Annotated in this window: 29 protein-coding genes; 7 read left to right on the top strand and 22 right to left on the bottom strand. The window is 66.1% G+C overall.

Annotated features, from left to right (window positions below; translation table 11 throughout):
* Positions 1-38: 38 nt before the first annotated feature.
* Complete coding sequence (pyrC, locus tag AC3WJD_RS03200) at positions 39-1,097, bottom strand: dihydroorotase (protein ID WP_492744449.1); 1,059 nt, start codon at positions 1,095-1,097, stop codon at positions 39-41.
* Between the two features lie 53 nt (positions 1,098-1,150).
* Here pyrC and ygfZ point away from each other — a divergent pair, with 53 nt between their 5' ends.
* Both ygfZ and AC3WJD_RS03190 read left to right on the top strand, forming a co-directional pair.
* Positions 1,151-1,870, top strand: coding sequence for a CAF17-like 4Fe-4S cluster assembly/insertion protein YgfZ (gene ygfZ / locus AC3WJD_RS03195; protein ID WP_492744447.1), 720 nt, complete (start codon positions 1,151-1,153; stop codon positions 1,868-1,870).
* 98 nt (positions 1,871-1,968) lie between these two features.
* Entirely contained in the window at positions 1,969-3,591 is a 1,623-nt protein-coding gene (locus AC3WJD_RS03190; protein WP_492744588.1) for a M28 family metallopeptidase, read from the top strand.
* Positions 3,592-3,603: 12 nt separating this feature from the next.
* Here AC3WJD_RS03190 and AC3WJD_RS03185 read toward each other — a convergent pair whose 3' ends face one another.
* The 3 genes from AC3WJD_RS03185 to AC3WJD_RS03175 all read right to left on the bottom strand — a co-directional run bounded on the left by AC3WJD_RS03185 (position 3,604) and on the right by AC3WJD_RS03175 (position 7,800).
* Positions 3,604-4,233, bottom strand: coding sequence for a hypothetical protein (locus AC3WJD_RS03185; protein WP_492744445.1), 630 nt, complete (start codon positions 4,231-4,233; stop codon positions 3,604-3,606).
* Positions 4,234-4,439: 206 nt separating this feature from the next.
* Positions 4,440-7,112 carry an aconitate hydratase AcnA gene (acnA, locus tag AC3WJD_RS03180; RefSeq protein WP_492744443.1) on the bottom strand — a complete coding sequence of 891 codons (2,673 nt, stop codon included), beginning with the start codon at positions 7,110-7,112 and terminating at the stop codon, positions 4,440-4,442.
* A 130-nt stretch (positions 7,113-7,242) separates the two neighbouring features.
* The gene (locus AC3WJD_RS03175; protein ID WP_492744441.1) at positions 7,243-7,800 is read right to left on the bottom strand and encodes a hypothetical protein; all 558 of its coding nucleotides are present in this window, start codon (positions 7,798-7,800) and stop codon (positions 7,243-7,245) included.
* Between the two features lie 321 nt (positions 7,801-8,121).
* On the opposite strand from AC3WJD_RS03175, the gene AC3WJD_RS03170 reads away from it, so the two are divergent.
* Both AC3WJD_RS03170 and AC3WJD_RS03165 read left to right on the top strand, forming a co-directional pair.
* Entirely contained in the window at positions 8,122-8,268 is a 147-nt protein-coding gene (locus AC3WJD_RS03170) for a hypothetical protein (protein WP_492744439.1), read from the top strand.
* A gap of 66 nt (positions 8,269-8,334) precedes the next feature.
* Positions 8,335-8,544 carry a hypothetical protein gene (locus AC3WJD_RS03165; RefSeq protein ID WP_492744437.1) on the top strand — a complete coding sequence of 70 codons (210 nt, stop codon included), beginning with the start codon at positions 8,335-8,337 and terminating at the stop codon, positions 8,542-8,544.
* 73 nt (positions 8,545-8,617) lie between these two features.
* Here the strand turns inward: AC3WJD_RS03165 and ssb are convergent, their stop codons facing one another.
* The 4 genes from ssb to AC3WJD_RS03145 all read right to left on the bottom strand — a co-directional run bounded on the left by ssb (position 8,618) and on the right by AC3WJD_RS03145 (position 12,016).
* Positions 8,618-9,136 (bottom strand): single-stranded DNA-binding protein, encoded by a 519-nt coding sequence (ssb, locus tag AC3WJD_RS03160; RefSeq protein WP_492744436.1) that lies wholly within the window; start codon positions 9,134-9,136, stop codon positions 8,618-8,620.
* Positions 9,137-9,150: 14 nt separating this feature from the next.
* Positions 9,151-10,989 carry a ferrous iron transporter B gene (gene feoB, locus AC3WJD_RS03155; protein WP_492744586.1) on the bottom strand — a complete coding sequence of 613 codons (1,839 nt, stop codon included), beginning with the start codon at positions 10,987-10,989 and terminating at the stop codon, positions 9,151-9,153.
* A gap of 11 nt (positions 10,990-11,000) precedes the next feature.
* Positions 11,001-11,249: a FeoA family protein gene (locus AC3WJD_RS03150; protein WP_492744435.1), complete on the bottom strand. Its 249-nt coding sequence runs from the start codon at positions 11,247-11,249 to the stop codon at positions 11,001-11,003.
* 74 nt (positions 11,250-11,323) lie between these two features.
* A complete protein-coding gene (locus AC3WJD_RS03145) occupies positions 11,324-12,016 on the bottom strand; it encodes a COQ9 family protein (RefSeq protein WP_492744433.1) in 693 nt (230 codons plus the stop codon).
* Positions 12,017-12,126: 110 nt separating this feature from the next.
* Here AC3WJD_RS03145 and AC3WJD_RS03140 point away from each other — a divergent pair, with 110 nt between their 5' ends.
* The gene (locus AC3WJD_RS03140) at positions 12,127-12,702 is read left to right on the top strand and encodes a urate hydroxylase PuuD (RefSeq protein ID WP_492744431.1); all 576 of its coding nucleotides are present in this window, start codon (positions 12,127-12,129) and stop codon (positions 12,700-12,702) included.
* Between the two features lie 10 nt (positions 12,703-12,712).
* Here the strand turns inward: AC3WJD_RS03140 and AC3WJD_RS03135 are convergent, their stop codons facing one another.
* Entirely contained in the window at positions 12,713-13,615 is a 903-nt protein-coding gene (locus tag AC3WJD_RS03135; protein ID WP_492744430.1) for a DMT family transporter, read from the bottom strand.
* Positions 13,616-13,671: 56 nt separating this feature from the next.
* Between AC3WJD_RS03135 and AC3WJD_RS03130 the strand changes: the two genes are divergently transcribed.
* Positions 13,672-14,769 (top strand): alkene reductase, encoded by a 1,098-nt coding sequence (locus AC3WJD_RS03130; RefSeq protein WP_492744429.1) that lies wholly within the window; start codon positions 13,672-13,674, stop codon positions 14,767-14,769.
* Here the strand turns inward: AC3WJD_RS03130 and AC3WJD_RS03125 are convergent.
* From AC3WJD_RS03125 to AC3WJD_RS03065, 13 genes are all read right to left on the bottom strand, one after another.
* Entirely contained in the window at positions 14,761-15,453 is a 693-nt protein-coding gene (locus AC3WJD_RS03125) for an ATP12 family chaperone protein (RefSeq protein ID WP_492744427.1), read from the bottom strand. The two genes, AC3WJD_RS03130 and AC3WJD_RS03125, sit on opposite strands and share 9 nt — an antisense overlap.
* Positions 15,450-15,677, bottom strand: coding sequence for a hypothetical protein (locus tag AC3WJD_RS03120; protein ID WP_492744426.1), 228 nt, complete (start codon positions 15,675-15,677; stop codon positions 15,450-15,452). Before AC3WJD_RS03120 ends, AC3WJD_RS03125 begins: the two co-directional genes overlap by 4 nt.
* The gene (locus tag AC3WJD_RS03115; protein WP_492744425.1) at positions 15,674-16,336 is read right to left on the bottom strand and encodes an HAD-IA family hydrolase; all 663 of its coding nucleotides are present in this window, start codon (positions 16,334-16,336) and stop codon (positions 15,674-15,676) included. The genes AC3WJD_RS03120 and AC3WJD_RS03115 overlap by 4 nt, the downstream gene beginning before the upstream one ends.
* A complete protein-coding gene (locus tag AC3WJD_RS03110; RefSeq protein ID WP_492744424.1) occupies positions 16,333-16,935 on the bottom strand; it encodes an FMN-binding negative transcriptional regulator in 603 nt (200 codons plus the stop codon). Before AC3WJD_RS03110 ends, AC3WJD_RS03115 begins: the two co-directional genes overlap by 4 nt.
* Complete coding sequence (locus AC3WJD_RS03105) at positions 16,935-18,038, bottom strand: RluA family pseudouridine synthase (protein WP_492744422.1); 1,104 nt, start codon at positions 18,036-18,038, stop codon at positions 16,935-16,937. The genes AC3WJD_RS03110 and AC3WJD_RS03105 overlap by 1 nt, the downstream gene beginning before the upstream one ends.
* On the bottom strand, positions 18,035-18,412 hold the full coding sequence (gene crcB / locus AC3WJD_RS03100; RefSeq protein ID WP_492744421.1) for a fluoride efflux transporter CrcB: 378 nt from the start codon (positions 18,410-18,412) through the stop codon (positions 18,035-18,037). The genes AC3WJD_RS03105 and crcB overlap by 4 nt, the downstream gene beginning before the upstream one ends.
* 127 nt (positions 18,413-18,539) lie before the next feature.
* Entirely contained in the window at positions 18,540-19,160 is a 621-nt protein-coding gene (locus AC3WJD_RS03095) for a hypothetical protein (protein WP_492744419.1), read from the bottom strand.
* A gap of 116 nt (positions 19,161-19,276) precedes the next feature.
* Positions 19,277-19,777 (bottom strand): NADPH-dependent FMN reductase, encoded by a 501-nt coding sequence (locus tag AC3WJD_RS03090; RefSeq protein WP_492744584.1) that lies wholly within the window; start codon positions 19,775-19,777, stop codon positions 19,277-19,279.
* A 53-nt stretch (positions 19,778-19,830) separates the two neighbouring features.
* Positions 19,831-20,232 carry an OsmC family protein gene (locus tag AC3WJD_RS03085; RefSeq protein ID WP_492744582.1) on the bottom strand — a complete coding sequence of 134 codons (402 nt, stop codon included), beginning with the start codon at positions 20,230-20,232 and terminating at the stop codon, positions 19,831-19,833.
* 37 nt (positions 20,233-20,269) lie between these two features.
* Positions 20,270-21,160: a pirin family protein gene (locus AC3WJD_RS03080; protein ID WP_492744418.1), complete on the bottom strand. Its 891-nt coding sequence runs from the start codon at positions 21,158-21,160 to the stop codon at positions 20,270-20,272.
* Positions 21,161-21,184: 24 nt separating this feature from the next.
* A complete protein-coding gene (locus AC3WJD_RS03075; RefSeq protein ID WP_492744416.1) occupies positions 21,185-21,469 on the bottom strand; it encodes a GNAT family N-acetyltransferase in 285 nt (94 codons plus the stop codon).
* Positions 21,470-21,803: 334 nt separating this feature from the next.
* A complete protein-coding gene (locus tag AC3WJD_RS03070) occupies positions 21,804-23,219 on the bottom strand; it encodes an MATE family efflux transporter (protein ID WP_492744415.1) in 1,416 nt (471 codons plus the stop codon).
* A gap of 85 nt (positions 23,220-23,304) precedes the next feature.
* A complete protein-coding gene (locus tag AC3WJD_RS03065) occupies positions 23,305-24,183 on the bottom strand; it encodes a LysR family transcriptional regulator (RefSeq protein WP_492744413.1) in 879 nt (292 codons plus the stop codon).
* Positions 24,184-24,305: 122 nt separating this feature from the next.
* Here AC3WJD_RS03065 and AC3WJD_RS03060 point away from each other — a divergent pair, with 122 nt between their 5' ends.
* Positions 24,306-25,802, top strand: a complete 1,497-nt coding sequence (locus tag AC3WJD_RS03060; RefSeq protein WP_492744411.1) for a CoA-acylating methylmalonate-semialdehyde dehydrogenase — start codon at positions 24,306-24,308, stop codon at positions 25,800-25,802.
* The last annotated feature ends 3 nt before the right edge of the window (positions 25,803-25,805 follow it).

Raw genomic sequence — 25,805 nt, 5'->3', positions numbered from 1 at the left:
CAAGGCAATTGCGCGACATCCGTCGCGCGCGCAACGCGTCAGCCCGCCGCACCCGCGAAGCGCCAGCCCAGCCTCTCGCCGGCATGGAAGGGGACGAGCGCCGATCCACCCTCGCCGAAGCGTTCACGCACGACGGTTTCGGTCCGCTCAATCACCACGCGCCCTTCGTTGAGCGGCAGCCCGTAGAAGCGCGGCCCGTTCTCCGAAGCGAATGCCTCGAACCGGTCGAGCGCGCCTTCCTCGTCAAACACCTTCACATAGCTTTCGAGTGCATAGGGGGCGTTGAAGATCCCCGCGCAGCCGCACGCGCTTTCCTTGGCGTTCACCGCATGCGGCGCGGTGTCGGTGCCGAGGAAGAATTTGGGCGAGCCCGAGGTGGCGGCGCGGCGGAGTGCGAGGCGATGCCGCTCGCGCTTGGCGATCGGCAGACAATAGGCGTGCGGACGGATGCCGCCGGCGAAGATCGCGTTGCGGTTGATGATCAGATGCTGCGGCGTGATCGTGGCGCCGATATTGGGTCCGCTTTCGCGCACGAAATCGGCGGCGTCCGCGGTCGTGATATGTTCGAACACGATCCTGAGTTCGGGAAAGTCGCGGACGAGGCGGGTCAGCGTCTTCTCGATGAACACCGCCTCGCGGTCGAAAACGTCGACGTCCGGGCCGGTATCCTCGCCGTGCACGAGCAGCGGCATGCCGATGCGCTGCATCGCCTCGAGCGCGGGATAGATGTTCTTCACATCGGTCACGCCGTGCGCAGCGCCGGTGGTGGCGTGCGCCGGATAGAGCTTGGCCGCGGTGAAGACGCCCTCGGCATGGCCGCGCGCGAGTTCGGTGGGATCCGAACTGTCGGTCAGATAGCTCGTCATCAGCGGCGTGAAGGCTGCGTCCGAAGGCAGCGCTGCGAGAATTCGATCGCGATAGGCGCTTGCCGCATCGACCGTCGTCACCGGCGGATTGAGGTTGGGCATGACGATCGCGCGTGCGAACTGGCGCGCGGTGTAGGGCGCGACGCGCGCAAGCATCTCGCCATCGCGCAGATGGACGTGCCAGTCGTCGGGACGCCTGATCTCCAGTCGCGTGATTTCGGTCGAGGTCATGGACGCTCCGGCTTGGGCTTGGGATTCGGCGCGGGCATCCCTAACTCTTTGGCATGAGCAACACCACCCTTGTCGACCGCGCCGCGATTCGCTTGTCCGGAGAGGATGTCCGCGGATTTCTTCAGGGCCTCGTCACCAATGACGTGACCGGCCCGCTCCCCGTCTGGGCGGCACTGCTGACCGCGCAGGGCAAGGCGCTGTTCGACTTTCTCGTCTGGGCAGACGGCAAGGACCTGCTGATCGATTGCGAGGCCGAACAGGCCGATGCGCTGGCAAGGCGCCTGACGCTCTATCGTCTGCGCCGGCCGATCACGATCGCACGCGACGAGGCGCTGGCGGTGCATTGGGCGCTTGATGGCGAAGGCGGCGACGACCCGCGCCTTGCCGCGCTCGGCAAGCGCTGGATCGCTGCACCGACCGCGCCGGCGCAGGGGTGGCTTGCGCATCGCCTTGCGCTCGGCGTGACCGAGGGTGCGGCCGAACTGGGGCAGGACAAGACGCTCTGGCTCGAATGCAATGCCGCCGAATTGAACGGCGTTAGCTTCGCCAAGGGCTGCTATGTCGGCCAGGAAAACACCGCACGGATGAACTGGCGGCAGAAGGTCAACCGGCGACTCGTCGTGGTGCCGCTGGAGAAGGCCGACCCCAGCCGCCAGCGCGTCGCCTATCCCGAGCTTGGCCTGTCGGTCGAGCATCGACGCGTTGAGGACCTCGCCGGTCTCGACCTGCCCGGCTGGCTCGCCGACGCGCTCGTCGAACAGCCCGCGCAATAGTTGGCGCGCTCCGGTCATGGGGCTAGGATGGGGCATTCTTCCCCAGTCGGAGCTCTGCCGTGGTCTCGCGTATCGCCCTGTTCGCCTCAGCCGCCCTGATGCTGGCGCAGCCCGCTTTCGCGGCCAGCGACAACATCGACCCCAAGCGCATCGAGGCGACGGTGAAGGCGATCACCGCTGACGAGTTCGAGGGCCGCGCGCCGGGAACGCCGGGCGAGGAAAAGACGATCGCCTGGCTGATCGAGAAGCTCAAGGCGCTCGGGCTCGAACCGGGTGGGCCGGACGGCCAGTGGATCCAGCCGGTGCCGTTGCTCCACACCAGGCTCGGTACGGCCGCGAAGCTGGAGGTGGCGCGAGGTGGCGCAACGCAGCCGCTTGAAACGGGCAAGGACATTTATCTCAGCACCTTGCAGCCCAAGGACCGCGCAGCGATCGCGAACGCGCCGATGGTGTTCGTCGGCTATGGCGTCAAGGCGCCCGAGCGCGGGTGGGATGATCTGAAGGGCGTCGACCTGAAGGGCAAGGTCGCGGTTTTCCTGATCAACGATCCCGATTTCGAGGCGAAGGACGGCGAGGCGGTCAAGGACGCCTTCGGCGGCCGGACGATGACCTACTATGGCCGCTGGACCTACAAGTTCGAGGAGGCCGCGCGGCAGGGCGCGGTCGGCGCGCTGATCGTCCATGACACGGCCGGCGCGGGCTATGGCTGGAATGTCGTGGTGAGCCCCGGGGGCGAGAATTACGACATGGTGCGCCCCGCGGACAGGATCACCAGCGTCGCGCTGCAGGGCTGGCTGAGCGGCGACGCCGCGACCGCGCTGTTCCGCGACGCGGGGCTCGATCTCGCGGCGCTTCGCATCCAGGCGCGCAGCAAGGATTTCCGACCCGTTCCTCTTTCGGGCGTGACCTTCTCGGCGGACATTCCTGTGACGCGCGAGGTGGTGCAGAGCCGCAATGTGCTCGCGAAGATCAGCGGTGCCAAGCGTCCGGACGAGGTGGTGATGCTGGGCGCGCACTGGGACGCGTACGGGATCGGCAAGCCCGACGCGCAGGGCCGGACGATGCGCGCGGGAGCCAATGACGACGGCATCGGCGTCGCGGCGCTGCTCGAGATGGCGCGGCTGTTCAAGGCGGGGCCGAAGCCTGAGCGGACGATCGTCTTCGGCTTCTGGTCCGCCGAGGAACGCGGCTTGCTAGGTTCGGAAACCTATGCCGCCAACCCCGTTTATCGCCATGAAAAAACTGTCGCCAACCTCACCGTTGACGTGCTCCAGACCGCGGGCCGCGCGAAGGACGTGATCCTGATCGGCAAGGGGCAGAACACGCTCGAGGACGATCTGGCGCGTCTCGCCGCAAAACAGGGGCGGACGATCACCCCCGACGCCGCACCCGAGCGCGGACTGTTCTACCGCGCCGACCATTTCCCGCTCGCCAGGCGCGGCGTGCCAGTTCTGCTGATGATGGGCCTCGCGGGCGGTGCGGACCTCGTCGAGGGCGGCCGCGCCGCGGGGGAGAAATGGGTGAGCGACTACACCACCAATTGCTACCATCAGGCGTGCGACGCATGGAGCCCCGACTGGAATCTCGACGGCGCGGTGATGGACATGGAACTGGTGCGATCGCTGGCAAGCGAGCTCGCCAATTCGAACCACTGGCCCGAATGGAAGCCGGGTTCCGAGTTCAAGGACGTCCGCGACAAGAGTGCGGCCGAGCGCCAATGACACGAGGGGGTGTCAGGCCTCGGTGATCCCCGCCCATAGCGCCTCATGGCTACCCTCATGGTTGGCCATGCCGGGCTTTGTGAGGCAACCGCGCGGTGCGACGAAGCTGTCGATGCGGCGGACGGGCATTTCGTGCCAGCTGATGTTGAAGGCGCGGTTGACCGGAAAGAAATAGAGGCTCGAATAGTTGAGGTGGTCGTGGATCCACCAGGCGAGCTTCTGCCAGTCGCTGGGTTCGTGGTGGCGATCGATGAAGCCGGGAACGATGACACAGGAGGTGGCGCCCATGAAGCCCAGCGCGTCACGGCGATCCCAGATATGGCCCGCGGCGCTCGTCTCGTTCATCGAACAATTATAGCCCTTGGCACCTTTGCGCATCATCCGGTTGCCAAGGCCGTTGACCTCCGCACTTCGCAGCGATCCGCGCACAGCAATCCTCCCGAACGCGTCCTGCAGCGGCTCCAATAGCTCCTCGCACAGCCGCGTGCCCGCCGCGATGGCGAGGTCGGGATCGTCGGGAATGTTAGGAAGGCCGTGAATCTGTGCGATCTCCGAATAGAGGAAATCGCGCATGAAAAAGCTTTTCGACAGCCGGACCCGGCCGAAATTACTGAGGGCGTCGACGCTTTGGGGTTTGCGCATCTGCGCAATCTACGACGAAGGGAAGCGGGGTCCAGTGGGGCCAGCTTCGATGCTGACAGATATTGGTGATCGTTGTTCCTCCCCGAGCTCGTCTCGGGGAGGGGGACCGGACGAAGTCCGGTGGAGGGGCAAGCTCGGAGCTCGACCTCTCCACCATGCTTCGCATGGTCCTCCTCCCCACGCGAGCTTGGGGAGGAACGAAAACTTTACGCCGCCAGCTTCCTCAGCACGTACTGCAGGATGCCGCCGTTGAGGAAATATTCGAGCTCGTTGACGGTATCGATCCGGCACAGCGTCTCGAAGGTCTCGCTTGAGCCGTCGGCGCGCTTGAGCTTCACGCTGACGCTCTGGCGCGGCTTGAGGCCTGCGACATTCTCGATCGTGAAGGTCTCGCTGCCGTCGAGCTTGAGCGTCTTGCGATCGACGCCGTCTGCGAACTGCAGCGGGAGCACGCCCATGCCGACGAGGTTCGAGCGGTGGATACGCTCGAAGCTCTCGGCGATCACCGCGCGGACGCCGAGCAGGTTGGTGCCCTTCGCCGCCCAGTCACGCGACGAGCCGGTGCCATATTCCTTGCCCGCGATCACGACGAGCGGGGTACCGTCGGCCTTGTAGCGCATCGCGGCGTCGTAGATCGCCATCTGCTCGCCCTTGTACGCCGAATAGCCGCCCTCGACCCCCGGGAGCATCTCGTTCCTGATGCGAATATTCGCGAAGGTCCCGCGCATCATGACTTCGTGGTTGCCGCGGCGGGCGCCGTAGCTGTTGAAGTCTGCCTTGCTAACCTGATGATCTTGCAGGTAAATTCCGGCAGGACTGTCGGCCTTGATGCTACCCGCGGGGCTGATGTGATCGGTGGTGATCGAATCGGCGAAGATCGCGAGCGGCTTCGCCTCGATGATGTCCGCGGTCGGCGCCGGGGTCATCGTCATCCCCTCGAAATAGGGCGGATTGGCGACATAGGTGCTGCCCGCGCGCCAGCCATAGGTGTCCGAGCCCTCGACCGAAATGCCCTGCCACTTCTCGTCGCCGGTGAAGACGTGCGCATAGCGCGCGCGGAACATGTCACTGTCGATGTTGGCGTCGATGAGCGCACGGACCTCGGCATTGGTCGGCCAGACATCCTTTAGATACACGTCCTGCCCGTCGGAGCCCTTGCCCAGCGGGGTTTCGATCATGTCCTCGGTCACCGTGCCCTTCAGCGCATAGGCGACGACGAGCGGGGGCGAGGCGAGGAAGTTGGCGCGCACGTCGGGCGACACGCGGCCCTCGAAGTTGCGGTTGCCCGAGAGCACCGAGGCCGCGACGATGTCGTTGCCATTGATCGCCGACGAGATCGTCGGCGCGAGCGGGCCCGAATTGCCGATGCAGGTGGTGCAGCCATAGCCGACGAGGTTGAAGCCGATGGCGTTCAGATCCGCGGTCAGCCCCGCCTTGTCGAGATAGTCGGTGACGACCTGCGATCCCGGCGCGAGCGAGGTCTTGACCCAGGGCTTGGGGGTGAGGCCAAGCGCATGCGCCTTGCGCGCGACGAGGCCCGCGGCGACGAGAACGCTGGGGTTCGAGGTGTTGGTGCAGCTCGTGATCGCTGCGATCACGACGTCACCGTCGCCGATGTCGTGGGCCTTGCCCTCGACCGCGACGCGCGCGGGGCCGGCCTTCTTGTAGACCGAGAGCAGATCGGCATTGAACACGTCGTCGACCTGATCGAGCACGACCTTGTCCTGCGGGCGCTTGGGGCCAGCGAGCGACGGCTTGACGGTCGCCATGTCGAGTTCGAGCGTGTCGGTGAAGACGGGATCGGGCGCACCCGCGTGACGCCAGAAGCCCTGTTCCTTCGCATAGGCCTCGGTGAGCGCGACCTGCTCGTCGCTGCGGCCGGTGAGGCGCATATAGTCGAGCGTCGCGTCGTCAATGCCGAAAAAGCCGCAGGTCGCGCCATATTCGGGCGCCATGTTGGCGATCGTCGCACGGTCGGCGAGCGAGAGCGCGTCGAGACCGGGGCCGAAGAATTCGACGAAGCGGCCTACCACGCCCTTGGCGCGCAGCATCTGGGTGACGGTGAGCACGAGGTCGGTGGCGGTGATGCCCTCGCCCAGATTGCCCGTCAGCTTGAAGCCGACGACCTCGGGGATGAGCATCGAGACGGGCTGGCCGAGCATCGCGGCCTCGGCCTCGATCCCGCCGACGCCCCAGCCGAGCACGCCGAGACCGTTGACCATCGTGGTGTGGCTGTCGGTACCGACGCAGGTGTCGGGATAGGCGACGGTATCACCGTTCGCATCGACCGAGGTCCACACCGCCTGCGCGATATTCTCGAGATTGACCTGGTGGCAGATGCCCGTGCCCGGGGGGACAACCTTGAAATTGTCGAGCGCCTTGGAACCCCATTTGAGGAACTCGTAGCGCTCGTTGTTGCGGCTGTATTCGAGATCGACATTGTCCTGGAACGCCTTGGGCGTGCCGAACTCGTCGACCATCACCGAGTGGTCGATGACGAGGTGGACGGGAACGAGCGGATTGATCTTCTGCGCATCGCCGCCGAGACTGTTCATCGCGTCGCGCATCGCGGCCAGATCGACGACGCAGGGAACGCCCGTGAAATCCTGCATCAGCACGCGCGCGGGGCGATACTGGATCTCGCGAGTCGAGCTCGGGTCCTTCTGCCAGTCGGCGAGCGCCTGGATGTCGTCGACGGTGACGGTGACGCCGTCCTCGAAGCGGAGCAGGTTTTCGAGCAGCACCTTCATCGAGAAGGGCAGGCGCGAGACGTCGCCGATCTTTGCGGCCGCCTTGGCCAGCGAATAATAATGCACGGTCTTGCCGCCCACGTTGAGCGCGGAGCGGGTGGCGAGTGTATCCTGGCCGATGGCGGTCATGTCTTGGCTCCTTCAATGCCGGGCATGGGCGGGAACGGCCGAGGAGCGAATTGCCGGGGGGCAATTCGCGACCCGGACGTCCGACGGCTAGCCCATGCCGTTGTTCGCGAACGCGAGAGTCGCGGCGGCATTAGCAAGGGATGGGGTGTGGGGGAAGCGTCCAGAACGAATTGCCGGGGGCAATTTGGTAATGGGCGCTCAAAGGCCTTCTCTTCACAAATTGCTCACCTGCGCGGGGGATTTGTCGAGGCAGCGGGTGGCCGAAAAAGGAAAGTCGGCCTTTCCGCCACGCAGTGAAAAGCGGACGCGTATTTTGTATCGCCATAGTCGGCGTCACTGCCGGGCGGCTTCGCTGGCAGGTCGTTACCGACAGCGCGAAGAGCTTAGGCGCCAGCCTTGCTCCGGCGAGAACCGCTACGCCTTTTGGGAGGCTTTGCCTTTGCGGCTTCTTCATCCTCGTCATCTTCCACAGGCGGGATGAACTGCCATCATCATCAATATCATCGAGATCGAATGCACCGATCTGATTCGCACGAATTATCAGAGCGCGGTATTTGTCTTCTTGCACCTGCTTATTGAGATAAGCCCGCTTGATGACGTGATACGGATTGAAAAATATAGCATAGGATAGTTCGCCGAGTGGCCCAGACTTCACGTCGATGAAACCGAGATCGGCGAGCCGCTTCACACGGTCCTTCCACGTTCTCAAAGCACGCTGGCCAGTGAAGCCCGCATAATCATTCTATGACCGAGTTGCCCCCCACCGTCATTGATTATCCCCCACATATCCCTATATGCATATTGCCCACGTCGCTTGCGACTGACCCTGGCGCTTCCCCTTTTTCCGTGTTCCGCCGTTTGCGGATGCCGGAATGACGGGCGATTTTGACGCGAAGCTCAGGCTTCCTTCTGGATCATGGTTCCCTGTTCAATCGCGCGCCTGCGGCGGCGCGTCGGACGACGCGCGCGTTTATCACCATGTGGCGGCACCGTGCCGCCAAAGGATTTTATGAATACAGACAGTTTCGTTTCCACCCGTCCCAGGCTCTCGCTCCCCTTCGATCGACGATCGAACGCGGCGCAGCGCAGCCAGCCGCGCCCGGCGACCTTGTCGGGCAAGGAACTTCGGAAGATCGTCGCCGATCTGATCGGCTGACCCAACCGCCAGGCAAGGCTTCGCGCTTTGCCTGGCTTTTTATTTTTCGCAGAAGAAGGAGATCCCATGTCCAGAGAAACCGTCCGCCCCTTTCTGATCGCGAAGGACGATAATGGCGATTTCCGGCTGACCGTGCGCGACACGCGCTACAATTCGCAGGGCTATCCGATCGTCACCGCGACGATGCAGGCCGAGACCTTCAGGAGCGCCGCGGCTGCGCGCGCGCATGCCAAGGACCATTTCAGCGCCGAACCGGGGCAGTTTGCGAGCAAATAGTTTCGGCGGCTATCCGGCCGCTGATGGCGAGTCCCGCGTCGCCAGCATGGCTGGCGAGCGGGACAGGCTGTCCTCAGAACGGAACGTCGTCGTCGAGATCGCTGTCGAACGCCGCCGGCGCGCTGCGGCCGCTGCCCGAACCACGGCCGAAATCACTGCCGCCGCCCGACGAACGACCGAAGTCGTTGCCGCCGCCTGCCCAGCTGTCACTGGAGCGGCCGCCACCCGCACCCGCGCCCTCGTCGCGGCCGCCGAGCAGGACGAGCTCGCCGCGGAAGCGCTGGAGCACGACCTCGGTCGAATATTTGTCCTGCCCGTTATTGTCCTGCCATTTGCGCGTCTGCAGCTGGCCCTCGAGATAGACGCTCGAGCCCTTGCGCAGATACTGCTTGGCGATCTTGCCGAGATTCTCGTTGAAGATCACGACGCGGTGCCATTCGGTCCGCTCCTGCTTGTTGCCGTCGCGGTCGTTCCAGCGCTCCGAGGTGGCGATCGAGAGGTTCACGACCTCGCCGCCATTGTTCAACGAGCGCGCTTCCGGGTCGGCGCCCAGATTGCCGACCAAAATCACCTTGTTCACCGAGCCAGCCACGCCCTTATCCCTTCTTAAAGTCCCAAAGCCGTTGCGCCCCAGAAGGTGGCGCCTGCTGCGACATAAGCAAGTGTGAAGAGATATGCCAACGCGAAAGAAGGCCATTTCCAGCCATTGGTCTCACGCCGCATGACCGCGATGGTCGACAGGCATTGCGGCGCAAAGACGAACCACATCAGGAAGGCGAGCGCGGTGGGGAGCGACCAGCGCCTCTGGAGCTGGGTGCCCAGCGAGCGCGCGGCTTCGTCCTCGTCATCGCTCTCGATCGAATAGACCGTGGCGAGCGCCGACACCGCGACCTCGCGCGCCGCCATCGCGGGGATGATCGCCAGCGCCATCTCATGGTTGAAGCCGATCGGGTGGACCACGACCTCGAGCCCCGAGGCGATGCGGCCCGCGACCGAATGCTCGACCTGGCTCTGCCCCGCGGGCGCCTGCGGGAAGGAGAGCAGCAGCCATAGCGTGATCGTGACCATCATGATGATCGTGCCCGCGCGCCGCAGGAAGATCCATGCGCGCTGCCACAGCCCGATCGCGACATCGCTCAGCCGCGGCATCTGGTATTTGGGCAGCTCCATCATGAAGCCGCCCGTGGCGCCGCGCGCGATCGTATTGCGCAACACGAACGCGACGAGCATCGCGCCCACTATGCCGACCAGATAGAGGCCGAACCAGACAAGGCCCTGCAGGCCGATCCCATAGCCAAGATCGCGCGCGGGAATGAAGGCGCCGATGATCACCCCATAGACCGGCAGCCGTGCCGAGCAGGTCATCAGCGGCGCGATCAGGATCGTCGTCAGCCGCTGCTTGGGATCATCGATCGTGCGCGTCGCCATGATCCCCGGAATCGCGCAGGCAAAGGAGCTGAGCAGCGGGATGAAGGCGCGGCCGTTCAATCCCACGCGCGCCATCAGCCAATCCATCAGGAAGGCCGCGCGCGCCATATAGCCCGACCCTTCGAGGAGCAGGATGAAGAAGAAGAGGATGAGGATCTGCGGCAGGAACACCACCACCGAGCCAACGCCCGCGATCACGCCATCGACGAGCAGCGAACGGAAGAAGCCATCGGGCAGCGCCGCGTTGATCGCGCCCTGCAGTGCGACAAAACCTTCCTCGATCCAGCCGATCGGCGCTTCGGACCAGGCGAACACCGCCTGGAACATCACGAAGAAGAGCGCGAGCATCACCAAGAGCCCGGCCACCGGATGAAGCAGGATGGAATCGAGCAGATGCGTGATCTGGCGTACGGGCGTTTCGGACACGGTGGCCGCCGCCGAGATAGCGCGCGCACGGCGTTGCAGGTGCGTGATGTCCTCGGCCTGTGGCGCGGACACATGGGGCGGCGGGCTGCCGTCCCCCACGATCGCTTCGAGCGCGACCTTGAGTTCGTCGAGCCCGCGCCGCCGCACCGCGACGGTAGGGATGACGGGCACGCCCAGTTCGCGCGCGAGCGCGTCAGGGTCGAGCTTCAGCCCGTCGCGCTCGGCCAGGTCGACCATGTTGAGCGCGACCACGACGGGCAAACCGAGCCCGATGAGCTGGAGCGTGAATCGCAGGTGATTGTCGAGATTGCCCGCGTCGACGACGACCAGCAGCGCGGAGGGCCGTTTCTCCCCCTCCTGGCGCCCGAGCACCACGTCGCGCGTCACGGCTTCGTCGGGGCTGCCGGGATCCAGACTGTAGGCGCCGGGAAGGTCGACAAGCTCGACCGGGCGGCCGTCGGACAGCGTCATCCGTCCCGATTTGCGCTCGACCGTGACGCCGGGATAGTTGCCCACCTTCTGCCGCGCGCCGGTGAGTGCGTTGAAAAGTGCGCTCTTGCCGGCATTGGGATTGCCGACCAGCGCAATCATCGGGGCGGGGATCACGGCGCGACGGCCGGGGCGGTTACCTGGATCGCCGCTGCCTGATTGCGCCGCAGGGCCACCGTCATCCGCCCGACGCGACACGCGATCGGCCCGAGGCGGAACAGCCAATGATGCCGCACCTCCACCGCCACGCCCTCACCAAAGCCGAGCTCTCGCAGCCGACGCGCTTCGCCGGGGGCGAGCGCGGTCCAGTCGATTTCCGAAATCTGCGCGATCTGGCGCAGGGGCAGTTGATCAAGCCGCACTGTGTTTCCGTCGTTGGAGTCGAAACTTATGCGATTGATTATCAATAACGCGAACGAAAGGCCAGTCCCGGCTTTCAGATCGCGGGATAGCGCAGCCGGCCGATGAAGCGCGAGAGGCTGGGCATCCGCTCGCGCCGTGCCAGAAACTGCGCCTTGGCCTTTTCGAAGCGCATCACGCCGTCAATGCGGCGCGCGAGGAAGCCGCGCGTCTCGGCGAGGCCCGCGCTTTCATCGTTGAGGAACACCATCAGCGTCGCACCATAGACGCCCGACAGGATCGCGCGTTTGGTATAGTGGTTGTAATCGGTCGCGGTATCGCCCGCGAGGTGCCAGATATGATCGGCGGCGCGCCAGCCGAGTCGCGCGGCGAGCGCGGCATTCTGCGGCATGGCGAGAATCGCGAACGCGCGGCGCAACGCCTCGCGGTGCGGCGTCACGGTCTCGATCCGGGCAAGTACGAGCGACGTGATCTTGTCGCGGATCTTCATCGCGCCGAGCTTATCGGGCGGAACTGCCGCTTCCATCGCGCGGTCGATCGCGGCGAACCAGCCATCGATCATGTCGGTCGCGCCACCGGGAAAGGCGAGCCGGGCAATGTCCGCATCAATCCCCAGTTCCTCGGCGGCCCGCGCCAGCGCGACCGCATTCCAGCCGTCGAAGCTGGCATGCGCTGGGATACGCGCGGCAAGCGCCGCGCGGATCTCGTCGAGCGTGGGATCGGCGGGGAGGGCATCGGGCTGGGGGGACATGGCTGCGTCTCCGGTCATCGGCTGTCCTATGCGCGCTCGGCGGGCGTGCCGCAAGGCCGTGACACCCCCGCTCGCGCATGATAGGCCTCGGCCAAAAGCGTTACGAGCGTGCAACAAGGGAGGGTCAAATGGCAAAATTCTTCGGAAATCTGAATGCGGTGCTCACGGTCGGGGTGCTCGCGCTGCTGGCGGTGCTGTTCGGCGTGCAGGAGGCGTATAGCGGTGACTTTTCTTGGGATCCTTTCTGGCGCTTTCTCCATGTGATCAGCGGGATCATGTGGATCGGGCACCTCTATTATTTCAACTTCACCCAGATCCCGACCATGCCCAAGGTGCCCGCCGAGCTGAAGCCGGGCGTGTCCAAGTACATCGCGCCCGCGGCGCTGTTCTGGTTCCGCTGGGGCGCGGCAGCGACGGTGGTGACGGGCATCATCGTCGCGATCCTTGCGGGCTATGCGCACCAGGCGTTCACGTTGCAGTCGCCGTTCCGCACGATCGGCATCGGCATGTGGCTCGCGCTGATCATGGCGTTCAACGTCTGGTTCATCATCTGGCCCAACCAGAAAAAGGCGCTTGGACTGGTCGAGGCGGACGACGCGACCAAAGCCAAGGCGGCGTCCACCGCGATGATGTTCTCGCGCACCAACACGCTGCTCTCGATCCCGATGCTCTACTGCATGATCTCGGCAGAATCGGGCTTCTGATACAAGCGGTTCAGGCGGCCCGGCGCTCGGGCCGCCTGACCAGCACCAGCGCGACCGCGACCGCGACCGCGCCGACCAGATCGAGCAGACCCAGCCGCTCGTCATAGACGATCCAGCCGATTGCGGCGGAGACGACGGGCTGGATGAGCAGCGCAAGCCCGATCACCAGCGGCGAGAAATGCGCGAGCGAATAGATCATCAGTCCCTGGCCGATGACCTGGCTGACCAGCGCGAGCCCGAGCAGCACGCCCCAGTTGTGCGGCCAGATCGTTTCGCCGAAGAGTATGGCGAAGAACAGCAGCGGCGCGATCCCCGCGACGGTCGACAGCGACAGCGCGGTATAGGGGCCGATCACCATCCGCGCGCGCGCCATCGCGATGAAGTAGAAGGTGTAGAGGATTCCCGCCAAAAGGCAGAGCAGGTCGCCCGCCAGATTTTCGGGCGAAAGCTCGTAGGACCGCCCCATAAGCAGCCCGGCGCCGATCGCGGCGAGCAACAGCGCCACGACCTGCGATCGATTGGGCCAGGCGCGCGCGACCAGGAAGCCGTAGATCGGAAAGATCAGACTGGTGGCGTTGCCGAACAACGTGGCATTGGCAAGTTTGGTCTTGAGGATGCCGAGGTGCCAGCTCGCAAGGTCGCTCGCGAAGAAGAGCCCCGACAGCGCCACAAGCCACCACAGCATCGGCGCCATGCGCGGCACGCGTTCGCCGAGCACGCGCATCGCGACGAGCAGAAAGGGCACCGCGAGCGCCAGTCGCCAGAAAGCCGAGGCGGTCGGCCCGACATCGGCCAGCCGGACGAACCACGGGCCGAAGGCAAGGCAGATATTGGCACCGAGCAGCGCGACGAATGCACGCCCAGCCGGATTTGTGACAGTGGAAGAAAATCTTTGGGGCGACGACTCGTGCATGCCTCCCCTTAACGTCCTATCTCCACGCGGTCCCGTTGCAAACAAGGACTGATTCCATGCCAAGCCTTTTCGACCCGATACAGCTCGGCGCGGTCTCCGCGCCCAACCGCGTCCTGATGGCGCCGCTCACCCGCGCGCGTGCCACGCGGGCGCATGTGCCGACCGAAATCATGAAAACCTATTATGCACAGCGCGCGAGCGCCGGGCTGATCATCTCCGAGGCGACGGGGATCAGCCAGCAGGGTCTGGGCTGGCCCTATGCGCCCGGACTGTGGAGCGATGAGCAGACCGAAGCCTGGAAGCCCGTGACCGAGGCGGTGCATCAGGCGGGCGGACGCATCTTCGCGCAGCTCTGGCACATGGGACGCGTCGTCCATTCGAGCTACAACAATGGCGCGGTCGGCGTTTCCGCTTCGGCCACCACGGCGCCGGGCAAGGCACACACCTATGACGGCCGCCAGCCCTATGAACAGGCACGCCCGCTCGACATCAGTGAGATTCCGGGCATCCTCGAGGACTATGCGCGCGCGACGCGCAACGCGAAGGCGGCCGGGTTCGACGGCGTGCAGATCCACGCCGCCAATGGCTATCTGATCGACCAGTTCCTGCGCAACGGCAGCAACCATCGCGATGACGACTATGGCGGTTCCCCTGAAAACCGAATCCGCCTGCTGCACGAGGTCGTGCAGGCTGTCGCGGGCGAAATCGGCGCCGATCGCACCGCGGTGCGGCTCTCGCCCAATGGCGATACGCAGGGCGTTGAGGACAGCGATCCGGTGAGCGTCTTCGTCCCAGCGGCGCGGGCGCTCAGCGATATCGGCATCGCCTTTCTCGAACTGCGCGAGCCCGGCCCCGAAGGCACCTTCGGGCGCACCGATCAGCCCAAGGTCTCGCCCGCGATCCGGCCGGTATTCAAGGCGCCGCTCGTGCTCAATTCGGATTTCGGCCTTGCCGAGGCGCAGGCCGCGCTCGACGCGGGGCTGGCCGATGCGATCTCGTTCGGGCGCACCTTCATCGCCAATCCCGACCTGCCGCTGCGGCTTGCCGAGAAGCTGCCGCTCAACGGCGACGAGATGACGACCTGGTACAGCCAGGGCGCCGAGGGCTATATCGATTATCCCTTCGCGCGCGAGGGCGCGCCGGTCTCAGCCTGACAGCGAAACGAAGCGCGCCGCCGCCATGAATTCGGCGCGGCGCGCTTCCTGCGCCTGTTGCGCGAGCGCATCCTCGCCCCATTGCTCGGACTGCCAGCGTTCGTCGACGGTCGCGGCTTCCCACACTGCCTCTGCCTCGGCCGCGCCCTCGGCGAGCGCGAGAGCTGCCACCAGCGACCCGGTGATCGTCACCAGCGGCGACAGTCCTGCCAGCGCGAAATGATTGCGGGCCGCGGTTGCCGCGGCGAGTCGCTCGAGCGTCTGCGCATGCTGCGCCCTATGCATGACTCCCGTCGCGGTGACGAAAGCGACGTCATAACGCTGTGCTGCCCAGTCGAGCAGTGGATCCCAGGCTTCGACCTGGCGCGCGACGAGCGCCGCAGGGCCTTCCGCGCGATAGCAGAGCAGGTCGCTCTCACCATAGACGGACAGCCCCGCCGCAAACGTCGCGGCATCGGGCGCGACACGATCGATCGCGGCGTTGGACAGACCCGTGAAGCGCATCGTGCGCGGATCGATCTCGTCGCCCTGCGCCATCCATTCGGCGGCGATCGCGTCGGCCAGCGCGCGCGTCGGCACCGTCAGCGCCGCACGGCCGGGGGTACGCACCGGCCGGCCGTCGAGCGTTATGCCGAAACCGTCCTCAGCCTCGACCGCTTCGGCCTGCTTGTAGAAGCGCTTCATGGTGCAGGCGGGGTGCGCCAGCGGCGTGCCAGCATCGTCGGGACAAGGGCGACATCGAGCAGCCCGAGCACGATCAGCACATAGCCGACGAGCGGCGGGATGCCCTCGAAACGGCCCGCGGTGACGACCAGCCCGAAGATCGTCATCGCGGCGCCGGTGATGCGCAGGATGACCATCGTGAAATAGCGCGTGCGCGCCTGCGCCTCGCGTTGCTCGGGGGTCATGCGAATTCCTTCAGATGCGCCGGGATGTCGCGCGGACCGCGCGCGATGCCGTGCGCGCCCGCGAGGGTCAGTTCCTCGGGGGCGTGGTAGCCCCATGCGACGCCAAGCGCGTGCGTGGCGGCGGCACGGCCCATCATTATGTCGAAGCTCGTGTCGCCGATCATCACCGTGGTTTCGGGGGCGGCGCCCGCCTCGGCGATCGCCGCCTCGACCATCGCGGGGTGGGGCTTGGAGGGGTGTCGGTCGGCGGTCTGGAGTGTGACGAAGCGGCTCCTGAGCCCATGATGATCGAGGCAGAGCGCAAGCCCGCGATCGGACTTGCCCGTGGCGACGCCGAGCAGCCAGCCATCGGCCTCGAGCACATCGAGCGCGGCGGCAATGCCGTCGAACAGCGGTTCGTCGACCAGCCCCTTGCCGCGCAGTGCATGAAAGGCGCGCTTGTAATTGTCGGCCAGCTCAAGGTGGAGCGCGGCGTCGCCCTCGGGCAGCAGCGCCGCGATCGCCTGCGGCACGCTCAGTCCGACGATGCGGCGGATGGCGGCGCGATCGGGCGGGACGAGCCTCGCCTGATCGAAGCAATGCTCCATAGCCATGCAGATATTGGCCTGGCTGTCGACGAGCGTGCCGTCGCAATCGAAGAGCGCGAGCCGGTGGGTCATTGCGCCATGTTCCGCATCAGGTGTGCCACCGCGCGCTGGCCCGCGGCCTCGAGCGCGTCGGCAGCGCCATTGCGTACCGCCTCGGGCTTGTTCTGGCCGAGCTTCCGGGTGCCGCGCCACGCGCTGATCTCGAGCGTGAAGCCGGTGATCGCGCCGAGCATCCTGTCGACCGCCCCGGGCGTCATCTTGTGGCGCGTCCATTCGGGCTTGGGCGCGAGCCGCGCCTCGTGAAGGGCGGAGAGCCGGTCGATCTGGTCGAGCAGCTGCTCGCGCTCCATCTTGCGTACGCGGCCCTCGAGTTCGACCGCGAGATAGTTCCAGGTCGGCACCTGATCCTCCACGCCGTACCAGTCGGGGCTGATATAGGCGTCGGGTCCCTGCACGACATAGAGCGCGGTCGCGCCGTCGAGATGGCGCGTGATGCCGTTGCCGCGCGCGACATGGAAGCCGAGCATGGTATCATCGATGAACACCGCGGGCACATGCGCGACACGCGGGCCGTCGGGCGTCGCCGCGAACAGCGCGCCGAAGCCGATCTCGGAGACGAAGGCGGCGAGCGCGTCGCGGTCCTCCCAGCGGAAATGAGGAGCCGGATGCATCAGCCGCGCCCTCGTCCGCGCCTCTCGCCCTTGCGCTCCTTGCGCTTGTCCTTCGCGATCGCCGCCGCCTTGCGGCGCTTGCCCTCGGGCGTTTCGGAGAATTTGACCTCGTCGATCGTCAGCGCTTCGGCAAGCACGGGATCGAAGCCCAGCGTGTCGATGCTCTCGGCGAAGTGCCGGGGAAGCTCGGCGGTGACGTCGACCTGCCCGCCATCGGGATGGTCGATGCGGATGCGGCGCGCATGGAGGTGCATCTTGCGGCTGATCCCGCCGCTCAGAAAGGCTTCCTTGCCGCCATATTTGCCGTCGCCGACGATCGGGTGGCCGATCGCCGCCATGTGCACACGCAGCTGGTGCGTCCGCCCGGTAAAGGGCTGGAGCTCGACCCAGGCCGCGCGGTTGCCTGCGCGCTCGATCACGCGGTAGCGCGTGCGCGCGGGCGGCCCCTCCTTCTCGTCGACATGCATCTTCTCGCCGCCCGTGCCCGGCTGCTTGGCGAGCGGCAGTTCGATCATGCCGTCGTCGATATCGGGGACGCCGACGACGAGCGCCCAATAGACCTTGCGCGCGGTGCGGCTGGAAAAGCTCTTGGCGAAGCTCGCCGCCGCGCGCGACGAACGCGCGAGCAGCAGCGCGCCCGATGTATCCTTGTCGAGCCGGTGGACTAGCTTGGGCCGCCCTTCGGCCTCGAAGACCAGTGCGTCGAGCAGCCCGTCGACATGTTCGGCGGTCTTGGTGCCGCCCTGCGTCGCAAGCCCGGGCGGCTTGTTGATGACCAGCGCCGAGCGATCCTTGTGGATCACCAGTGACTCGGCGAAGGCGCTCTGGTCCTCGCTCAGTTGCGCGCGCTCGCGTTTGGGCTTCGCGGTCTCGGCCTTGGCGGGCTCGGCCGGGGGTACGCGGAGCACCTGCCCCGCCTCGATCCGGTCGCCCGGCGCAGCGCGCTTGCCGTCGACGCGCAGCTGGCCCGTCCGCGCCCAGCGCGAGACAAGGTTGAAGCTGACATCGGGCATGTGCCGCTTGAACCAGCGGTCGAGGCGGATGCCGTCATCGTCGTCGGCCACGGTGAACTGGCGGACGTCGGTGGGAATCGTCTTGGTCATGCGAAAGCCCTTACCATCCAGAGCCCCGCAAACAGAGCCGCAATCGAGCCGATCACCGAGACGAGCGCGTAAAGCGCGGCGTCCCCCGGCGCGCCGCGCTCGATCATGTTCGCGGCATCGAGGCTGAACGCGGAAAAGGTGGTGAAGCCGCCGAGCAAGCCGATGCCGATGAAATGGCGGTAGCCCGCAGGCCCCTCTCCGAAGCGCGCGAGCAATCCGGCGAGCACCCCCATCGCGAAGCCGCCAACCAGATTCACGATCAGCGTGCCCCAGGGGTAATGAGGGCCGAGCTGCTGAAGCGTCAGCCGGCCGACGCCGAAGCGCGCCGCGCTGCCGAGGGCACCGCCGAGCATGACGAGGATGAGGTTCCGCATGCGGCGCCTTTAGAGCCTGATCGTTTGAGGGGGAAGCGCTTTGCGCTTCCCCCGAAAGCGTGAATCAGACCCCGATCAAAATCTGCCCAAATGCGCCGGCGACTGCACTCTTGTCGCGCGGGGCGCCTCAGCGGCCGTTATTGGTGATCAGATCGACCTCGGTGCCGCCGCCCGGAAGTGCGCGCGCGAGCAAGTAATAGGCGCCGCCGTCGCGCCCACGCGTCCCGCCCAGGACGTGTTCCTTGTCCTGCAGCAGGTGTTCGGCCGTGAAGCCCGCCGCAATCGCGCGCGTGTAATAATAGTCGACCACCTGATCGACGCTCGCCGCGGTGGCGAAGGTGACCGCGCGGCAACCCCCCTCCGCCTTGCCCGAGGCCTCGCTGACGCGCGCGCGCGGAAAGAGCGGCAGGTCGGCGGGGAGCTTTGCTGCCCAGGCAGCGCCTTCGGCCAGTCCGGTGGTGCAGCCGCTGCTACCATCGGCCGGCGCTGCTGCCGGCACCGTGACCGGGGCAGGCGACGACCCCGGTGTGGGAGCGCGCTTGAGCGTACCGAGTTCGGTAGCGCCGGGTTTGGGGCCGAGCGCCGGCGCGCCGCCGGCGCGTGCGGGATCGACCACGATCTGCTGTTCGAGCGAGGCATCGGCGACATTGCCGTCGTCCGCGGCGCGATCCGTCTCGCCGCTGCACGCGCCCAGCATGAGCGATGCGGCGAGCAGCCATGTCGAAGCCGAAAGAACAATGCGGGCCATGGGCAGCGATCCTCCTGAGCTCCAGCCTAAGCCACGGAAAGATTAATAAAGACCTGGGAAAAAGCGATGATTTTCCCGATCGGCCGCGCCCCTGTTCCGAATCGGGACACGCGTGCTCACCCCGTCGGTTCGAGCGCGGCGACGAAGCCTGCGAGGAAATTGCGCAGCCGCTCGCGCACCGCCTGATCGACGAGCTGGCCTTCGGCATCGAATGCCTTGCCGGCGTAGGGCACCATCAGCCGTCCTCCGAACCATGGCCGTGTACCCAGCGTACGCAGCACCGGCAGCCAGTCGTTCTGCGCCAGCACCGTGCCGAACTGGCCGGCCGATGCGCCGATTATTGCGACGGGCTTTCCGCCGAAGACACGGGCGATATCGGCGGGCGGGCGTGATGCCCAGTCGATCACGTTCTTGAACACCCCCGGGATGCCGTTGTTATATTCAGGCGTGGCGAGCAGCAGCGCATCGGCGCCTGCGATCGCATCCTTGAGCGCGGCGACCGCTGCGGGGATGCCCTCCGCTGTCTCAAGATCGGCATCGTAAAGCGGGATGGCTTCGATCGAGGCGATGTCGAGCGTCGCTTCGGCGGGCATCAGATTGGCCGCCGCGGCGAGCAGCGCGCGATTTTACGACTGGCGCCTGAGGCTGCCTGCTATGCCGAGCACGCGAATCATGCCGCTGCACTGCCCTCGATCCGGGTGTCGATCGCGACCCCGCCCTTGATCGCTAGCGTTACCGGCGTGCGCTCGGCGACGTCGGCAAGCCGCGCGCGCTGGTCGTCGGAGAGGGCGCCGACGGGTTTCAGTAACCGCTCGATATGGTCGCCCGCGTCCGACCTGAGATAGCGCAGATCGACATCGAGCGACTCGAGCGGCCAGCCCTTGCGCTCGGCGTACATTCTGAGCGTGATCGCCGTGCACGCGCCCAATGCCGAGAGCAGCAGTCCGAAGGGGGGCGGGCCGCTGTCCTCGCCGCCCAGCTTCTTGTGCTCATCGGCGGTCAAATCGTGATGCCCGGCCTTGATGGCGACGGCGTAGCGCGTTTCGCCGATATGCGCGCTTGCCTTGGCTATCAGCAGGGATGCGGGACCGGTCATCGCGCCAGCCCCCTCACGATGCCGCGGCGGGTGCGCGAACGGGTTCCTCGGGCAGCGGGATGAATTCGTCATGATCGAGGTCGGGCAGCTTCATCCGCCCCGCCCGCCAGTCGGCCTTGGCCTGTTCGAGCCGGTCCTTTGACGAGGAGACGAAATTCCAGAAAAGGAAACGCTCGCCCAGCGGCTCGCCGCCAAGCATCATGATCTGCGACGGCTCGAGCGCGGTGAAGTCGGCCGCGCCCGGCGCCATGACGAGCATGTCCCCCGCCTCATGAGGCTGCCCGTCGATCTCGATCGCGCCTGCGCTCACATAGAAGGCGCGCTCGCTGTGTCCGTCGGGCAGCGCCGCGCGCGCACCCGCATCCATGTCGAGATGCGCGTAGAATAGCGGCGAATGCGTGCGCACCGCCGCGCGCAGCCCGAACGCCTCGCCCGCGATCAGGCGCCCGCGCACCCCCGCCTCGCTCCAGGTCGGCAGGTCGTCGCCTTCATGATGGGCAAAGCCGGGATCGGTTTCCTCGTCGGCGGTGGGCAGCGCGACCCAGGCCTGGATGCCATGGACATGGTCGCCCTCGCGGCGCGCGCGCTCGAAACGCTCCGAATGCGCGATGCCGCTGCCCGCCACCATCCAGTTGACCTCGCCCGGGCGGATCGCCTGTTCCGAGCCAACGCTGTCGCGGTGCATGATCTCGCCCGAGAAAAGATAGGTGACCGTCGACAGGCCGATGTGCGGATGTGGCCGGACATCGACCGAGCGCGATACGCCCGCCTCGAGGTCGAGCGGGCCCATATGGTCGAAGAAGACGAAGGGTCCGACCATCCGGCGCCTGGCGAAGGGCAGCACGCGCCCGACATCGAATCCGCCCAGGCTGCGGCGACGCTGCTGGATGAGCATCTCGATCATCGCGATCTCCTTCGCATCAAAAATCTATCCATCGACGATATCGCCAAATTCCGGATGCCGCGCCGCATAGGCGACCATGAAGCTGCATCTGAGCATCGCCTTGCGCCCGCTCGCACGGATCGCCTCGAACACGCCGCGCGCGAGCTCCGACCCGATACCGCGCCCCGAAAAGGCGAAGGGCACCTCGGTATGCGTCAGGAACACGCGATCATCCTCGATCCGGTAATAGGCCGCGGCGACCTCTTCGCTGCCCTCGATCGCGAGCTCGAAGCGGTGCTGCGCGGGATTGTCGACAACGTCTGACGGCATGGACTTTACTCCCGGGCGGCGTGGTGACCAGCGGAACCGCTGGTGCTGCTATAATCCGCGAAAGCGCATGAAAGAAGGGCGGTGGCGGCCACGCCTATTCGGTGTCAACCAGCGGTCGCCATTTGCGATCGTGGCAGCGGTGCAGGCGAGTCGAGCAATGCACGCATTCGCTGATCCAGCGGCCACGGTCATCAGAGAAGGCGCGTTCCCTTGAACGGAGATGCCCGAGAACGCCACACAGATACTTTCTGATACGCATGGCGCGCGCGATATTTTCGGCCGCGGCGGCTGTCCAGTGCCGAAATTGCACATTGTTTGACAATTCATCGTGCGATCAGGGCATCGCGGCGCCCGCCGGGATCCGATGCGGAACCAGCCCCAGCCTTTCGCGCCGCATCCAGCGGGTGGCCATCAGTATCGCGACCGCAGCGAGGCCGCTGGCGAGCCCGAGCCAGATGCCTACGCCGCGCAGGCCGAGCGGGAACGCCAGCACGGTGCCGACGCCGATGCCGATCACCCAATAGCCGACCGCGGCGTACAGCATCGGCACCTTGGTGTCGTGGAGCCCGCGCAATATACCCGCGCCCACCACCTGCGCGCCGTCAACGATCTGGAACAGCGCGGCGACCGCGAGGAACGAGACCGCGAGCGTCGCGACACGGGCATTGGCGGGGTCACCAAGGTCGAGGAATATCCCGATCAGCAGCCGCGGCGCGGTGATCAGCAGGATCGCGGTGGTACACATGAAGCCCACACCCATCGCCAGCGCCAGCCAGCCCGCGCGCGCGATCATCGCAGGGTCACGCCGGCCATGGCCGATACCGACGCGGACCGTGCCCGCCTGCGCCAGACCCATCGGCACCATGAAGGACAAGGCGGCGATCTGGATCGCGATCGCGTGCGCGGCGAGCGAGGGCTTGTCGATCAGCCCCATCAGGAACACAGCGGCATTGAACACCGTCACCTCGAGCCCCAGCGTCACTGCGATCGGCAGGCCGAGCCTCCACACGTCGCGATAGCGCGGCCAGTCGGGCACCCAGAAACGCCCGAACAGGTGGTAGCGGCGGAAGCGCCGGTCGCCATACACCACCGCAAGCATCCCGAAGAACATGAAGAAGCCCGACAGGCTGCTGCCGATCCCCGCCCCGACCAGCCCCAGTGCGGGTGCGCCGAACTTGCCGAAGATCAGGATCCAGCAGACGAGCAGGTTGAACGCCACCGTCGCGACGACGACGACCACGCCCCAGACCGGCCGTTCGAGCGCGGAGATATAGTTTCTGAGCGTCAGGTGGAGCAGGAAGGGAAACAGCGCCCATTGCAGCGCGCGCAGGAAAATGCCCGCATCGGCCGACAGCGCGGGATCCTGCCCCATGGCGAGCAGGATCGCCTCGCCGTGCCAGAGCACGGCCCAGATCGGCACGCAGATCGTGGCGGCCGCCCACATCGTCTGGCGCACCGTGCGGCGAATATCGCGCACCGAATGGAGCCGGCGCCCGCGTTCGCTGGCGATCAGCGGTGATGCCGCCATCACCAGCCCCATGCCGAAGATCAAGAAGGCGTTGTAGAGATTGACGCCGAGCGCCGCGGCGGCGAGCGTGTCAGCACCGAGCCTGCCGACGAGGATCAGGTCGGTGGCGTGGATCGTCGCCCACGCGAGGTTGCCCAGGATGAGCGGCAGCGCAAGCACGATCATCGCGCGCGCTTCCTGTCCCCAGGCGCCCCTTTCCTGCTGCAAAGCCGACGTGGCCATCGAAAATCTCCGTCCCGCAACGACCGGCGGGCCGGCTCCTATGCCAGTCCGCCGGTCGATTGGAAATGGGCCGGGTCGCGGGGCCTCAGTCGTTGAGGCCCGTGGTGCATTGCCTGAGCAGCGCGGCAACCGCCTCGATACGCGCGAGCCCGCGCGTATCGGCGTGCGTCACCAGCCAGAAGCTGCGCCGTATCTCGCGCTCGCCCGCCATGACGGGGACCAGCAACGGGTCACGATCGCCGATGAAGGTCGGCAACACGCCGATGCCTGCGCCGCCCGCGATCAGACGGTGCTGGATGTTGATGCTCGTGCTCCTGAGCCGCGGTTCAAGCCCGCTGCCGATCTCACCCAGATAGTCGAGCTCGGGCGAATAGATGAACTCGGGGACATAGCTGACGAGCGTATGGCGGGCCAGTTGCTCGACCTGTCCGGGGGTGCCGTGGGCTTCAAGATAACTGCGCGTGGCATAAAGCCGCAGGCGATAGTCGCTGAGTTTGGCGGCGACCAGCCGACCGCTGCGCGGGCGCGCGAGCATCACGGCGATATCGGCCTCACGCTTGGACGGGTTGAGGAAACCCGATGCGGTGATGAGGTCGAGCTGAATATCCGGATGCGTCCGGTGGAATTCGGGGAGCGCGGGGGCGAGCACCCAGGTCGCGAAGCCCTCTGCCACGCTCAGCCGGACCTGCCCCGAAAGGCTGCGCGAGTCGCCTGTGACCTCGCCCATCGCGGCGAGCGCGGTGCTCTCGATCGCCTCGGCGCGCGCAAACAGTGTCTGCCCGCGCTCGGTGAGGAGCCTTTCACCCCCGGCGTTTTCGAAGAGCTGCGCACCGAGCTGCTCGGAGAGCCGCGCCAGCCGCCGCCCTACGGTCGTCGCATCGACGCCCAGCCCGCGCGCCGCGGGCGCAATCCGCCGTGCGCGCGCGACCGCAAGGAAAACGCGCAGATCGTCCCAGTCGAACATCGCCCCGTCCCGTGCTGCAAAATTGCATGAACAGCCTGCAGATATGTCGGGTTGCGTGCAAATTCACAATGGCCGATGACATGCCTGATAAAACACCCCGTCATCTTCGAGAGGATGCCCCGATGCGTCAGATCACGCACAAGCTCGCCACCGCGCTCGCGTCCGAAGGCGCGCGCTTCGGCGACGTCTTCGATCCCAATAGCGGCCAGATCCAGGCGCGTGTAGCACTGGGCGACCAAGCGGTGCTCGACGCCGCGGTCGCCGCCGCGCAGAAGGCGCAGCCCGCCTGGGCCGCGACCAATCCGCAGCGCCGCGCGCGCGTCATGTTCAACTTCAAGGCGCTCGTCGAAAAGCACATGGACGAGCTCGCGCACCTGCTCTCCTCCGAGCATGGCAAGGTCATCGCCGATGCCAAAGGCGACATCCAGCGCGGGCTCGAGGTCATCGAGTTCTGCTGCGGCATCCCCCATGCGCTAAAGGGCGAGTACACCCAGGGCGCCGGCCCCGGCATCGACGTCTATTCGATGCGCCAGCCGCTCGGCATCGGCGCCGGCATCACCCCCTTCAACTTCCCCGCGATGATCCCGCTGTGGATGTCGGGGGTCGCCATCGCAACGGGCAACGCATTCCTGCTCAAGCCCTCCGAGCGCGATCCCTCGGTGCCCGTGCGACTTGCCGAACTGTTTCAGGAAGCGGGATTGCCCGAAGGCATCCTCCAGGTCGTGCACGGCGACAAGGAAATGGTCGATGCCATCCTCGATCATCCCGCGATCTCGGCGGTCAGCTTCGTCGGCTCGTCGGACGTCGCGCATTACATCTATCAGCGCGGCGTCGCGGCCGGAAAGCGCGTCCAGGCGATGGGCGGTGCCAAGAATCACGGCATCGTCATGCCCGACGCCGATCTCGACCAGGTGGTGAACGACCTGTCGGGCGCTGCCTTCGGCTCTGCGGGCGAGCGCTGCATGGCGCTGCCCGTCGTCGTGCCGGTTGGTGAAAAGACCGCCAACGAACTGCGCGAGGCGCTGATCCCTGCGATCCGCAAGCTGCGCGTCGGCGTGTCGACCGATGCCGAGGCGCATTACGGCCCCGTCGTCAACGCCGCGCACAAGCAGCGTGTAGAGAACTGGATCCAGAAGGGTGTCGACGAAGGCGCCGAGCTCGTCGTCGACGGCCGCGGCTTCAAGCTGCAGGGCCATGAGGAAGGCTTCTTCATCGGCCCGTCGCTGTTCGACTATGTCAAGCCGACGATGGAGAGCTACAAGGAAGAGATTTTCGGCCCCGTGCTCCAGATCGTCCGGGCCCATGATTTCGAGGAGGCGCTGCGTCTTCCGAGCGAGCATCAGTACGGCAACGGCGTCGCGATCTTCACGCGCAACGGCCATGCCGCGCGCGAATTCGCGCACCGCGTCAATGTCGGCATGGTCGGCATCAACGTCCCTATCCCCGTGCCCGTCGCCTATCACAGCTTCGGCGGCTGGAAGCGCTCGGCATTCGGCGACATCAACCAGCACGGCATGGAGGGCGTCCGCTTCTGGACCAAGACCAAGACGATCACCCAGCGCTGGCCCGACGGCTCGCCCGATGGTAGCAACGCCTTCGTCATTCCGACGATGGGGTAACGC

This window comes from Sphingobium sp. FW306-1B-F04DB (assembly GCF_058781925.1).
This window is presented reverse-complemented; position numbering and strand designations above follow the sequence as displayed.

Excerpts from the sequence above, each read along its gene's own strand:
- crcB (WP_492744421.1), bottom strand. The coding sequence starts at position 18,412 with ATGCGGAACCTCATCCTCGTCATGCTCGGCGGTGCCCTCGGCAGCGCG.
- AC3WJD_RS03140 (WP_492744431.1), top strand. The coding sequence starts at position 12,127 with ATGGCAAAATTCTTCGGAAATCTGAATGCGGTGCTCACGGTCGGGGTG.
- ygfZ (WP_492744447.1), top strand. The coding sequence starts at position 1,151 with ATGAGCAACACCACCCTTGTCGACCGCGCCGCGATTCGCTTGTCCGGA.
- feoB (WP_492744586.1), bottom strand. The coding sequence starts at position 10,989 with ATGATTGCGCTGGTCGGCAATCCCAATGCCGGCAAGAGCGCACTTTTC.
- AC3WJD_RS03125 (WP_492744427.1), bottom strand. The coding sequence starts at position 15,453 with ATGAAGCGCTTCTACAAGCAGGCCGAAGCGGTCGAGGCTGAGGACGGT.
- acnA (WP_492744443.1), bottom strand. The coding sequence starts at position 7,112 with ATGACCGCCATCGGCCAGGATACACTCGCCACCCGCTCCGCGCTCAAC.
- AC3WJD_RS03135 (WP_492744430.1), bottom strand. The coding sequence starts at position 13,615 with ATGCACGAGTCGTCGCCCCAAAGATTTTCTTCCACTGTCACAAATCCG.
- AC3WJD_RS03110 (WP_492744424.1), bottom strand. The coding sequence starts at position 16,935 with ATGCATCCGGCTCCTCATTTCCGCTGGGAGGACCGCGACGCGCTCGCC.
- AC3WJD_RS03145 (WP_492744433.1), bottom strand. The coding sequence starts at position 12,016 with ATGACCGGAGACGCAGCCATGTCCCCCCAGCCCGATGCCCTCCCCGCC.
- AC3WJD_RS03095 (WP_492744419.1), bottom strand. The coding sequence starts at position 19,160 with ATGGCCCGCATTGTTCTTTCGGCTTCGACATGGCTGCTCGCCGCATCG.
- AC3WJD_RS03065 (WP_492744413.1), bottom strand. The coding sequence starts at position 24,183 with ATGTTCGACTGGGACGATCTGCGCGTTTTCCTTGCGGTCGCGCGCGCA.
- AC3WJD_RS03060 (WP_492744411.1), top strand. The coding sequence starts at position 24,306 with ATGCGTCAGATCACGCACAAGCTCGCCACCGCGCTCGCGTCCGAAGGC.
- AC3WJD_RS03170 (WP_492744439.1), top strand. The coding sequence starts at position 8,122 with ATGAATACAGACAGTTTCGTTTCCACCCGTCCCAGGCTCTCGCTCCCC.
- AC3WJD_RS03165 (WP_492744437.1), top strand. The coding sequence starts at position 8,335 with ATGTCCAGAGAAACCGTCCGCCCCTTTCTGATCGCGAAGGACGATAAT.
- AC3WJD_RS03080 (WP_492744418.1), bottom strand. The coding sequence starts at position 21,160 with ATGATCGAGATGCTCATCCAGCAGCGTCGCCGCAGCCTGGGCGGATTC.
- AC3WJD_RS03105 (WP_492744422.1), bottom strand. The coding sequence starts at position 18,038 with ATGACCAAGACGATTCCCACCGACGTCCGCCAGTTCACCGTGGCCGAC.
- pyrC (WP_492744449.1), bottom strand. The coding sequence starts at position 1,097 with ATGACCTCGACCGAAATCACGCGACTGGAGATCAGGCGTCCCGACGAC.
- AC3WJD_RS03190 (WP_492744588.1), top strand. The coding sequence starts at position 1,969 with ATGCTGGCGCAGCCCGCTTTCGCGGCCAGCGACAACATCGACCCCAAG.
- AC3WJD_RS03185 (WP_492744445.1), bottom strand. The coding sequence starts at position 4,233 with ATGCGCAAACCCCAAAGCGTCGACGCCCTCAGTAATTTCGGCCGGGTC.
- AC3WJD_RS03075 (WP_492744416.1), bottom strand. The coding sequence starts at position 21,469 with ATGCCGTCAGACGTTGTCGACAATCCCGCGCAGCACCGCTTCGAGCTC.
- AC3WJD_RS03115 (WP_492744425.1), bottom strand. The coding sequence starts at position 16,336 with ATGACCCACCGGCTCGCGCTCTTCGATTGCGACGGCACGCTCGTCGAC.
- AC3WJD_RS03070 (WP_492744415.1), bottom strand. The coding sequence starts at position 23,219 with ATGGCCACGTCGGCTTTGCAGCAGGAAAGGGGCGCCTGGGGACAGGAA.
- AC3WJD_RS03120 (WP_492744426.1), bottom strand. The coding sequence starts at position 15,677 with ATGACCCCCGAGCAACGCGAGGCGCAGGCGCGCACGCGCTATTTCACG.
- AC3WJD_RS03130 (WP_492744429.1), top strand. The coding sequence starts at position 13,672 with ATGCCAAGCCTTTTCGACCCGATACAGCTCGGCGCGGTCTCCGCGCCC.